The sequence below is a fragment of the Vibrio sp. 10N.239.312.C11 genome (assembly GCF_041466065.1).
GTDB classification, from domain to species: Bacteria; Pseudomonadota; Gammaproteobacteria; order Enterobacterales; family Vibrionaceae; genus Vibrio; species Vibrio tasmaniensis_A.
The window spans coordinates 68,404-79,578 of the sequence record NZ_JBFSRZ010000021.1 but is presented as its reverse complement, the minus strand read 5'-3'; the positions used below and the strand labels follow the sequence as shown (position 1 = coordinate 79,578).

The 11,175-nt window shown below is 43.6% G+C and carries 10 protein-coding genes and 1 pseudogene; 7 read left to right on the top strand and 4 right to left on the bottom strand.

The features are described from left to right. Positions 1–55: 55 nt before the first annotated feature. Both AB6D07_RS11395 and AB6D07_RS11390 read left to right on the top strand, forming a co-directional pair. Positions 56–1,051, top strand: a pseudogene (locus tag AB6D07_RS11395) (PTS ascorbate transporter subunit IIC); the annotation flags it as partial. Beyond that, entirely contained in the window at positions 1,048–1,497 is a 450-nt protein-coding gene (locus AB6D07_RS11390; protein ID WP_009845709.1) for a PTS sugar transporter subunit IIA, read from the top strand. The pseudogene AB6D07_RS11395 and the gene AB6D07_RS11390, both read left to right, overlap by 4 nt. Positions 1,498–1,693: 196 nt before the next feature. Here the strand turns inward: AB6D07_RS11390 and AB6D07_RS11385 are convergent, their stop codons facing one another. Then, positions 1,694–2,707, bottom strand: coding sequence for a succinylglutamate desuccinylase/aspartoacylase family protein (locus tag AB6D07_RS11385; RefSeq protein WP_017102773.1), 1,014 nt, complete (start codon positions 2,705–2,707; stop codon positions 1,694–1,696). Positions 2,708–3,083: 376 nt separating this feature from the next. Here AB6D07_RS11385 and AB6D07_RS11380 point away from each other — a divergent pair, with 376 nt between their 5' ends. The 3 genes from AB6D07_RS11380 (at position 3,084) to AB6D07_RS11370 (ending at position 5,804) form a co-directional block, all read left to right on the top strand. Next, positions 3,084–4,073 (top strand): porin, encoded by a 990-nt coding sequence (locus AB6D07_RS11380; protein WP_029222883.1) that lies wholly within the window; start codon positions 3,084–3,086, stop codon positions 4,071–4,073. 154 nt (positions 4,074–4,227) lie between these two features. Further along, the gene (locus tag AB6D07_RS11375) at positions 4,228–5,118 is read left to right on the top strand and encodes a DMT family transporter (RefSeq protein WP_017097059.1); all 891 of its coding nucleotides are present in this window, start codon (positions 4,228–4,230) and stop codon (positions 5,116–5,118) included. A 68-nt stretch (positions 5,119–5,186) separates the two neighbouring features. Further along, positions 5,187–5,804, top strand: a complete 618-nt coding sequence (locus AB6D07_RS11370) for a glutaredoxin domain-containing protein (protein WP_004731823.1) — start codon at positions 5,187–5,189, stop codon at positions 5,802–5,804. A gap of 179 nt (positions 5,805–5,983) precedes the next feature. On the opposite strand, the gene AB6D07_RS11365 is transcribed toward AB6D07_RS11370, so the two are convergent. The 3 genes from AB6D07_RS11365 to AB6D07_RS11355 all read right to left on the bottom strand — a co-directional run bounded on the left by AB6D07_RS11365 (position 5,984) and on the right by AB6D07_RS11355 (position 8,039). After that, a complete protein-coding gene (locus AB6D07_RS11365) occupies positions 5,984–6,118 on the bottom strand; it encodes a hypothetical protein (RefSeq protein ID WP_012600279.1) in 135 nt (44 codons plus the stop codon). A 242-nt stretch (positions 6,119–6,360) separates the two neighbouring features. Then, complete coding sequence (locus AB6D07_RS11360) at positions 6,361–6,711, bottom strand: hypothetical protein (protein ID WP_004731829.1); 351 nt, start codon at positions 6,709–6,711, stop codon at positions 6,361–6,363. 122 nt (positions 6,712–6,833) lie between these two features. Then, positions 6,834–8,039: a multidrug effflux MFS transporter gene (locus AB6D07_RS11355; RefSeq protein WP_009845716.1), complete on the bottom strand. Its 1,206-nt coding sequence runs from the start codon at positions 8,037–8,039 to the stop codon at positions 6,834–6,836. Between the two features lie 108 nt (positions 8,040–8,147). Between AB6D07_RS11355 and AB6D07_RS11350 the strand changes: the two genes are divergently transcribed. Continuing rightward, on the top strand, positions 8,148–9,044 hold the full coding sequence (locus tag AB6D07_RS11350) for a LysR family transcriptional regulator (RefSeq protein WP_017102770.1): 897 nt from the start codon (positions 8,148–8,150) through the stop codon (positions 9,042–9,044). A 180-nt stretch (positions 9,045–9,224) separates the two neighbouring features. Further along, positions 9,225–11,069 (top strand): bifunctional diguanylate cyclase/phosphodiesterase, encoded by a 1,845-nt coding sequence (locus tag AB6D07_RS11345; RefSeq protein ID WP_029222882.1) that lies wholly within the window; start codon positions 9,225–9,227, stop codon positions 11,067–11,069. Positions 11,070–11,175 lie beyond the last annotated feature (106 nt).

Here is an 11,175-nt window from a genome sequence, read left to right as displayed (position 1 = left end):
CTGATCAGATCGTAGGTTCTTGATTTAGTTCCATTGAATTACGCAACAAAGCCCATTAGCACAAGAAGCATTCGGTTATGAAATGGCTCTAATTATGTTCTTCGCATTCGTTGTGAATATTTTATTGGCTCGTATTACTCCTTTAAAATATATTTTCTTAACGGGTCACCACACAATGTTCATGTCTATGCTAGTAGCGGTAATTCTGTCTACAGCAAACATTGAAGGCACAGTTCTAGTCGCAATCGGCTCTATCATTGTGGGTACATTAATGGTTGTGATGCCAGCGCTAGGCCAAAAGTACACTGAAAAAGTGATGGGTACTGATCAACTGGCTATTGGTCACTTCTCGACACTGTCTTACATCGTGTCTGGCTTCATTGGTAGCAAATTCGGTGACACATCAAAATCAACAGAAGACATCCAAGTTCCTAAAAGCTTAATGTTCCTGCGTGATACGCCAGTAGCCGTAGCAACAACAATGGCTATCTTCTTCATGCTTGCGTCTATTATTGCGGGCGGCGAGTTTGTAGAAACAGTATCAAGCGGTCAAAACTGGGTTGTATTTACCTTCATGCAATCTCTAATCTTTGCTGGTGGTGTTTACATCGTATTGCAAGGTGTGAAGATGCTAATTGCTGAAATCGTTCCTGCATTTAAAGGTATCTCTGACAAACTAGTACCAGGTGCAAAACCTGCTCTAGACTGCCCTATGGTATTCCCAGTAGCACCAAACGCGGTACTAATCGGTTTCCTTTGTTCTTTCGCGGCTGGTCTACTAGCAATGGCAGTTCAAGGTGCACTTGGTTGGACAATCATTGTAGCGGGTGTGGTTCCACACTTCTTCGTAGGTGGTGCGGCAGGTGTTTACGGTAACGCGACTGGCGGTCTACGTGGTGCAATTCTAGGTTCATTCACGCAAGGTCTGTGTATCTCTTTCCTACCAATGCTACTACTTCCAGTACTGGGTGGTCTTGGGCTTGAAGCAACAACATTTGCTGACTTCGACTTCGGTGTTGTTGGTCTGATTCTAGGATGGATTGTTTCATGAGCCTATTCGATTTAATCGGTAACCAAGGCGTTATCATCAACTCTGAAGAGAACCTAACGGTTGATGCTGCGATTGATTTAACCTGTTCAACACTGTTAGCAAGCAAGAAAATTGAAGCAAGCTATGTTGAAGCTATCAAGCAAAAGCACAAAGACATCGGCGCGTACTATGTTCTAGCACCAAAGATTGCGATGCCTCATGCTCGTCCTGAAGATGGTGTGAACGAAGCATCACTGCAGGTGACAGTATTCAAAAAGGGTGTTGATTTAGAGTCGGAAGACAACGGTGACGTTTACCTTTCAATCACTCTGGCAGCGATGGACTCAGATAGCCATATCCATACTATTATGGCGCTATCAGAGTTGTTCCAAAATGATGATGACATTGATGCCATTATCGCAGCGGAAACAGAGCAAGAGATCATCGAGATCTTAAAGCGATACTAGTTACGCTAAAAGCTGTTACTCCCGAGAAAAACTATCAGACCGAGCCCTGCTCGGTCTTTTTTTTACACGTTTCAAATGACGATGCACCAGATTGACAAAGAGACGCCCGCCAAAGAGTTTTTCAACTCAGTACTTACCAATTAAGAGCTTTTCAACTCAGAACTTACCAACTGCGAGCTTCTCACCTAAAAGCAGCTCAACTCAATAATCGACAGACAAGCGCCCCTGGCTCCCTTAATGCATCCACGTTATAGCTAAGTACACGTCCGGCAGACGGCGCATGATAACGACGACATTCATTACCAAAAGCGTCGTATTGAATCGCCAAAAGATCATCTTGCTCTACGCTTTGTAAAAGCTCGACCTGAGGCAACACAAACCCACCAATATCAGCGCGGATAGACACTACATTATTGCCCTCTATCCAATCTATACTCGGCAGTGGCTTTTTGTCTCTTAAACCTTCAGCATCAAGCATCTCGTAGTAAGAAAGAATATTAAAAACACCATCTACGGCTCGTTGAATCATGTCAGGTTGAGTAAATTTCCCCATCCCAACTTCCACTGTAATGCTCGGAATTCCACTTCGATTCCAGACCGTTTCAAGAATACCCGGATCGCCGGGATCATTAAGAACACAATCGGGCTGCATTAACCTCGCCATCTCCAAACATTGCTCTACTCGGTAATCAGCAAACACATAAAGTGGATACACGGCACCACGAGTTTGGGTATGCAGATCAACAGCAAATGTCGCGTTGTGTTTGAGTAAGCGATCCCACAGAGATGCGACGAATCGCTCCGCGGCTAAGCCGTGTGCATCCCCCGGAAAGAGTCGATTAAGGTTGGCAGGGCAAGAGCCCGGATCCGAAGAGATAAAATCGCGGCTGTGGTTAAGCAAGCCAGACAAATTCACAGTTGGTACAACTGTCACCGTGCCTTTTAATGTTTTGCCTACTAAATCTCGGATAATTTGCTGAGCAGCCAACACACCGTTTAGCTCATCACCGTGAATCCCGGCAGTGATCATCAACTTCGGGCCGTCTTGACTGCCTTTGAAAACAGAAACAGGCATGTTTTTAGGTTGTCCTAACCCATCACTGGTTACTTGAAACCAAAACTGATGCTCTCCAATCGGTAAGTCTTCAACATTTAAGGCGCCAATAACCTGCCTACCTTGTAAAACATCGCCTAAGTACTCTGTTTTCATCCAACGTCTCCATCTTGTTGAGCAAAATTTATTCTTTTCTAAGTTTTGGCATCATAGAGGATATCTTAATCAGTACAAACAGTTAATAAGATTAAGAAGCTCTAACCTCACCATAAGGTTCACCCATATCATTATCACCTCACCCAAATAGAAACTTGAAAAAGTAACCGAATAAGGAAATACGAGTGGTATACCCATTCACAAACCACTCAGGTTCCTGAAATAAAAGTGCAATAAAATCAACACTTAAAAAGTTCCCTATTCACGAAAATGTAATTTTACAGAAATGAAAGCTTAATTTAGCTGCTCTAGATTAGTTTCATATCGAAACGGAGAGCGCATTGCTCACGGATTTTAAAATACAAGGTAAGTGATTATGAAAAAGGCAGTTCTAGCTTCTGCAGTGGTAGCGGCACTAGTTTCAGGTTCATCGTTAGCAGCAACGGTTTACAGCTCTGATGGTACAGAACTTAAAATTGGCGGTCGTGCAGAATTCCGTGGTGATTTCATTGGTTCTGGTGGTGCTGAAGTTGAAGGTTCAATGAAAGATAAAACTCGTTTCCGTTTAAACCTTGGTGGTAAAACAGAACTTACAGATACTGCAACGGCATTCGGTTTCTACGAAGCAGAGCAAGACACAGGTTCTGATAAGTTTGAAAACCGTTACATGTACGCAGGTGTTGATTTTGACGGCCAAGCCGTTTCTGTCGGTCGCCAAGATATGGCTTCAGTTATCGTATCTGACTTTACGGATATCACTGAGTTTTCTGGTGTGCAGCAAGCATTCGGTGCAGCTTCTGATAAAGAAGATGGTGTATTTGCATACCGTGGCGGCTTTGATGCCCTGCAACTAGAAGCCACTTACCAAACCAACAGCAAAAAAGACTCTGACGGCTACGGCATTTCTGGTGTTTACTCACTGCCAATGGGCTTAGATCTTGGCCTAGCCTACTCAGGTGAAGACCTAGGGGAAAATAAAGGTAGCGCAGACCAAATCCTTGCCGGCCTAGCGTATTCTCTAGACAACCTGTACTTAGCAGCGACTTATTCAACAGGCGACCTAGATGATAAAGCGACAGGTACCGATGCTAAGTCATTCACTGCTATGGAGTTTGCAGCGCAATACAAATTCACCAAGCAAGTATCTGCTGCAGTCGTATATACTTACCAGGAAGATGAAATCAACAGCGGAGCAAAAGAAGACGCTGTCGACGGTATTGAATTAGCCGGTTACTACAAACTAAACAGCAATTTCCGCACATACCTTTCTTACTACGTTAACGGTTTAGACGAAGTTAAAAATGCAAAAGGTATCGTGACAGTTGGTGAAGACACACTTCGCCTAGGTGTCCGCTACGATTTCTAATCTAAATCGACTTTAGATAGAGACTAGAAAGGTTGGGCGGTTGCTCAACCTTTTTCATATTAAAATATTCTGACCAACTTCATCAATGCTTTTTCTGGTTAAGTGGTGCTAAATCCGTATCATAGGTGAACCACATCAAATAATTAGAAGCATCATGTCACAACACCATCCGATCCAAGGCGCTAGCTGGATGCTAACCGCAGGCTTAGCCTTTGCCGTTATTAATAGCCTGACTCAAGTCGCTAGCATTCATTTCGGACTTACTTCTACCACCGTTGCCGTCATTCAATACGCCATCGCGTTGTTCGCTATTCTTCCTTACCTGAAAACGCTGGGCATTCGCCGCGCGCTAAAAACCGACAACCTAAAGTTACACGTATTCCGTGTCTTCTTGTCTGTTATTGGTATTCAACTTTGGATATGGGCATTGGCTTACCCAGTACCTATTTGGCAAGGCATTGCCCTTCTCATGACGTCGCCATTGTTTGCAACCATAGGCTCAGGACTTTTCCTCAAAGAGAAAGTTGGGGCAGCTCGCTGGGGCGCGACCTTAGCCGGCTTCGCTGGTGCTATGGTGATTCTAGAGCCGTGGGCAGAAGACTTTAACTGGGCAACACTGTTACCGGTTGGCGCGGCTTTCTTCTGGGCATGCTACTCACTCATGGTGAAAAAACTCTCTTCGCAAGACAGTCCTTCAACCATGGTGGTGTACTTGCTGCTATTGATCACACCATTTAACATCCTGCTTGCCGCGCCAGATTGGCAGACTCCAAGCGGCGGTACAATTTGGGCTATCTTGATTGTTATCGGTGTTATGACGGCACTCGCTCAATGGGCAATTGTAAAAGCCTATTCAGTTGCTGATGCTTCGTTTGTGCAACCTTTTGACCACGCGAAATTACCGTTAAATGTTCTAGCGGGTTGGATTGTATTTAGTTGGGTTCCACCGGGTCGTTTATGGCTAGGGGCTGCTATTATTATTGCGTCAGTTGCATTTATTACCCATTGGGAAACGAAAAAACCGGCGAAAATAAAGAAAGTTTAGGATCGATGAAATAAATAGTTCGACTGTCCGTTCTATATGGATAAGAGAATTCAAACGAGGCCGTAAGCATGAAGAAACCAGTCAAGATTACACTATACCGTTGGGCAGGCAGCTGGGGTCCATTTAAAGTTAATATCCCATGTGGGGAATGTACCCTTACCAAAGACATTCTTAAGGATACTTTTGAGAATGAGTTATCAGATGTCGATGTCGAACTGGAAGTGAAAGATTGGTTGTCTCACTGGTGGGAGCCGCTAAAACTGGGTTCTTGGCATGCTCCAATCCTTGTTGTTGAAGGCAAGGTTGTAAGCCAAGGCGAAGCGCTTAACCGCGGTGTGTTAGTTCAATCCGTGATCAAAGAGTGGACCAAACGCGACAGCCTAAAAGGCAACATCGTTTATGGTAAAGCGACCTGCCCATTCTGCGTTAAGGCAAAGAAAATGCTTGATGAAGCGGGTGTTGAATACCAATACCACGATGTCGTAAAAGACAGCGCAGCTTTGTATCGCATGATTCCAGAGGTCAAAGCGCACATTGGTGAGAAAACACCAGTAACCGTTCCTCAGATCTGGCTCGATGGTAAATACATCGGTGGAGCAGACAACTTAGAAGCATGGATGAAAGAAAATGGTTTAGATACCATTCCAAATAACGTTGTCGACCTGTCCAACCAATCGGCAGGCTAAACTCACACAGAGTTACAAATCCGATCGTGAATTAATCAGTGTTTTTTGTGTCCATCCACAACAAAACGAGCGATGACCTTCATTAATCGCTAAAACGCAAAAGGCCTTAAACTGAACTAGCCCCAATAGTTGGACACCAGTAAGTTTAAGGCCTTTTTAAAATCCGTTTTTGAAAATGCTTATTTCGCCATTTTCTTCATCATTCGCTTAATGAATGATGCTTTTTTGGGCTTTGGCTTGCCATACAATGCTTCGTGCATCATGTTTTTTGCTACCATTTGACCAAGGTATGCGTGGCCTAGTTCGTAATTCATGCTTATCTCCGCACATAATCGATTTTCTTATGCGCGGATTCTACACTTAAAGCGCCCAAAAACAAGATCTAAATCACACTTTTAGTGTAATATCACCATTAAGTTACAATTCAAATTTTCATTTAAACATCCATAAAAAAGCAGCTCAAGAGAGCTGCTTTAAAAATAGTTTTTTAGAAACCTAATTGCTTAGAAATCAACCAGCATGAAGAAATAACTTAGAAAACAAACAGTTAAGAAAACTAGCTACGCTTTGGCTGTCTGTAAGTTTTACCTGCAATTTGGTATGTGTCTTTTTGCTTTAATTCGAACATAGTTTCAAAGAACCAAGCTGCAAATTTGATTAAGTCATCGCCTTCATTCATCACATGTTCGATGTACTCTTGCTCTTCGCCTTGTTCATTTTCTTGAAGCGTCACGTGGTAAATACGCTTTTCGCCTTCAACTTCAGCTAGCGCAAATTGACCTGTTAGTGATCCAGCAGCCTCAGCGACTTCTGTATCCTCATTGGATTTCAATAACTCAAGTGCTTGAGGCAGGCCATCTAGTGCGCAGATAGCTTTTACCAGTACTTCAAATTCATTTTGCTGCATGTTTATTACCTATTAAATGGACGCAGGTATTGTAGAAAACCATCCATACAAATACAACGTATTAACGACTGTATGCTGAACTATAGCGAGCTAGCTGTTTAACTGGTCTGTACTTCAGCTGCTTAACTGTATTCAACTTCGGTAGCTGTGGCTTTCTTATTCATTCTCGTTGAAGACCAAAGTACTGTAGCCATGCAAGCACCAATAATCAGATAAAACACGCCGAGCTGTAGGTGAGTCGTCACCCAACTCTCGACTAGATATCCACCAAGTAAACCCGCCAAACACATCTGAATTGAACCTGACAGTGCCGACACCGCGCCCGCTTTCTTCTTATGAGGTTCTAATAGCATACTGATCGATAGAGGGAAGGAGATACCTTGAGCGATAGCTAACCACGTAAATGCCCACACTAAGTTAAAGATGGATAACTCATGAGTAAGTAACCAAGTCCCTGAAGCTAAAATGATCAAAATCGCAAGACTCATCAATTGTGGTGTACTAAACCTACGATTGAGCAAGTTCAAAGCCACGCTACCAATCAGTAAGCCAGCCGAAGGGACTATCATCAACGATCCGTATTCAGCGGCTGTCAGCCCCAATTGCTCTTGCATTAAGAATGGAAACAGTGATAGCGACACCAAACTCGCCATGTAACTCATCCAATTATAACTGGCACTGGTCAACACTTGGCGATTCGTCAACAAACGGCCATAGTTCTTGACCACTTGACTGACTTCAAAGCGGCTCTTTCCGTATGGTAAAGTTTCATGAAGAACAAAGTAGCCGAGAGTGAATATCGCCAGTAAATACACAAGAACAAACAGGAACACCGCCTGCCAACCGAGGTGGAATGAGATCCAACCACCAAACACGGGCGCAATAATCGGCATGATCGAAGCGGTGACCGAAATATAAGACAGTGCTTTGGTCAGTTGAAGGCCATCATAGCTGTCGCGCAGCACACTTCGCCCAAGAACCGAGGCACTCCCCGCCCCTAGACCTTGCAACAAGCGACCAACCTCTAACGCCGTCATGTTGTCGGAAAAAACAACACAAACAACAGTACCAATCAAATAAACACCCTGACCTAACAAGAAGATAGGTCTTCTCCCCACGGCATCGGACATCGGCCCATAAAATAGCTGAGACAAGCCAAAACCCACAAGAAACAGCGTAACGAGCAGCTGTACATCTACCTGAGTCGCACTTAAGTCTGAAGCAATTAGCGGCAACGATGGTAAATAGATACTCACCCCTACCTGTCCTGTAGCTATGATCATCATGGCTAAGAGTAGCGGTGTTTTTTTAAAGGTCGATTGGCTCAAAAAATTCCCTATTCGTTTGTTATTTGTTCATCAGATGAGTTTACATTCAAAACCAATAATTGATAATTAGCTAAATTGGAATTTAATTAAGTCCCAACAGGAAATAATATGGATTGGATTCTTAACGTAAAAAGTTATGTAAAAGTGGTGGAAGAAGGCAGCTTCAATGGCGCAGCACGTAAACTCAATACCACCAGCTCAGCGATCAGCAAAAGAGTGAACTGGTTAGAAGAACGTATCGGCACTCAACTATTAAAGCGCACCACGCGCTCAATCAGCCAAACCGAAGCGGGAGCTCTCTTTTATCTGCGAGCCAAGGATCAGCTCGATAATTGGCAATCGATTATTGATGAAACTCGATCGGTTAACCAAACGCCTGCGGGCCTGCTAAAGATTGGCGCAACCATTGCTGTTGGTTCTAAGTTTCTCGTGCAATACATGGACGACTTCTTAGAAAAGTATCCAGACATTAAAGTACAGCTTATCACCACCACGCCAGGTCAATTACCTGAGCTTGGCTTGGACCTGGTGATCAGTCGTGAACTGGAACAACTCAACTCGTTAAGCTTCAAGAAAACACCACTGTTTGAACACAAAGCCAGCTTTTACGCCGCACCAAGTTACTTGGCTAAACATGGTTATCCCATCAACGAGCAAGATTTAGAACAACACAACTCCTTAATATGGGGAGAGCGCCCTACCCGTGAAGTCACACTCACCAAAGGGCAGCGCATCACTTTGAACGGTAACTTTGCGACCACCAACCCTGAGGCTTTGTTTCATGCCGCCAAGCGAGGAATGGGCGTACTGTTAACCATCAAAGCAATGATCAAAGAGGATCTTAAACAAGGGACACTGGTTCCAGTATTACCAAATATAACAGCCGACGAAGTGATGGTTTACGCGTACTACCCTAAGCTTGACTACTCACATACACGAACCAAGCTATTTTTAGACCACCTAAAAGATAGGCTAGACAAAGAAAAAAATAGTCAAATTTTGTGAAATATATCGCACTAAATTTGAAAAATCACACAACACGACCAATAATAAACTAGACGCATATCAAGATTATTAATACAAGTTGCATTGTTAATATTTAAGACAGTGCAGCTACAAGATCGTATACACAAGATCATACACATACAGCTTACACACGATTCTGGTTGGCTACGGATGGTGACTATGACTCAACATACACGCAATAGCATGATAGACACAGAGCGCATTGGGCGCTTACTCAAATTGGAAGGTATCGACCTTTTAGAGTCTGCCGTGCTTACTTTGCATCAAACCTTCGGTACTCAATACACCAGTATCATTGAGAAAAAGCACTTTCCCGATCAAATGGTTCCTTTGGTCATTGCCCATTCTGACCATGTACTACATGACAAAATAAACGCACGCCATGGTCACATATACCAACAAGCCGTTAATCAAAAACACCCAGATTGCTCATTTGCTCAGTATATCGTTCAGTCACTCCCAACATCAGCATTTAGGCAAGAAATCACCTCACAAAACTCAATCGCTATCCCAGCACGCAGTCAAAGTGGCGAAGTCATGGGTGTGCTTTTCTCAACCTTTAGTTCGCCTATGAGTACAGATCAGCAACAAGACGTGATAAAACACCACCAGTTGTTCGCAGATATCGTCATTCACACCTTGCGTGAAATGTGGTTCAACGACCGTTCTGAGCAACTGGTTAATCAACTCAGCTACGAAGTATCACACGATAGTCTAACTGGGCTATTAAACCGTAGCTGCTTATCAGACACCTTAGAATCGATCACTCAGCAGAGTGTCACTCCCTTCACGCTCGCTCTGCTCGACATCAATAGCTTCAAAGCCATTAATGATATGCACGGTAATTATATTGGCGATAAGGTGCTTCAGTTCGTTGCAGAGACCTTGCGCCGAACCTTGCCCGACAACAACCTGACGTTCCGGACGGCTGGCAATGAGTTCGCATTCATTACCTATCATTCAGACCCAATAGCGGTTTGCGAGCAAATACTGGATAAGATAAAGCAAGGTTACAATAGTATTGATATCAAAATCGATTTCGACGTCAGTATCGGCATTGCCCGGTCAGATGGAGATAATAAAGACGTAGAACAAATCATCTTCAACACCAGTTTGGCACTAAAAGAGTGCCAGCATAGTCAAGATACATACATTCAATGTTACGACACTCACCTAAGGGTTCGTTACCAAAGGAAAACCGAGTTAATCGCCGCCTTACGAAGTGAGCTTGACAGCCCCATATCAGACAGTCAGGCACCTAATGACAATGGAATGTACGTGGTTGTACAACCAATCGTTGATCACATTGATACACGATGGGATTACTTCGAGGTGTTAACTCGTTGGAAAACCACAAGACATGGCGACATCTCGCCAGTGGAGTTCATTCAGGTAGCGGAAGAGTCGGGGTTGATCGTGGAACTGGGTGAACGGATCATCGAATTGGTATGCCGCGCTAAAACAATATTGGAGCGAGGCTTAGGCTACAAAGTTAAGCTTGGAATAAACTGCTCCGCTCACGAGCTTACCGATTCTAAGCGTTATATTTCCTATCTCACTCGAACGATTGAACAGCATCACTTTAAAGCAAACGAGTTTGTCATTGAGCTAACCGAAACCGTGCTGTTATCTCCAACTCAAGAAACAAAGTCAGCACTCGACTTTCTAAGGGGACAAGGGTTCACGATCGCTCTAGATGATTTCGGTACTGGTTACTCAAGCTTAAATTACATTCATAGCTATCCTATCGATTGTATTAAAATTGATGCCACCTTTATTCGAAACTTGCTGACAAACTCAACATCCGAAAGTGTTGTGTGGTTGATTATTCAACTGGCACACAGACTCAATGTGTCATTGGTTGCGGAAGGCGTAGAGAAGCTTGAGCAATTAGAAAAGCTGCACGCAATGGGGTGTGACAAAATTCAAGGATACCTCTACTCTCCACCTATGCGACCAGAAGCTATCGTTAGCTACGTCACTCACTCAGAACCTCTAGCCTAAACGCCGTTTACTACCTCAACCTAAAATCAAAAAGCCGCGAGCGTATCACTAAACATTTAAGTATTTAGTTCTGCACTCACGGCTTTAAAGGCTACATCATTACTCG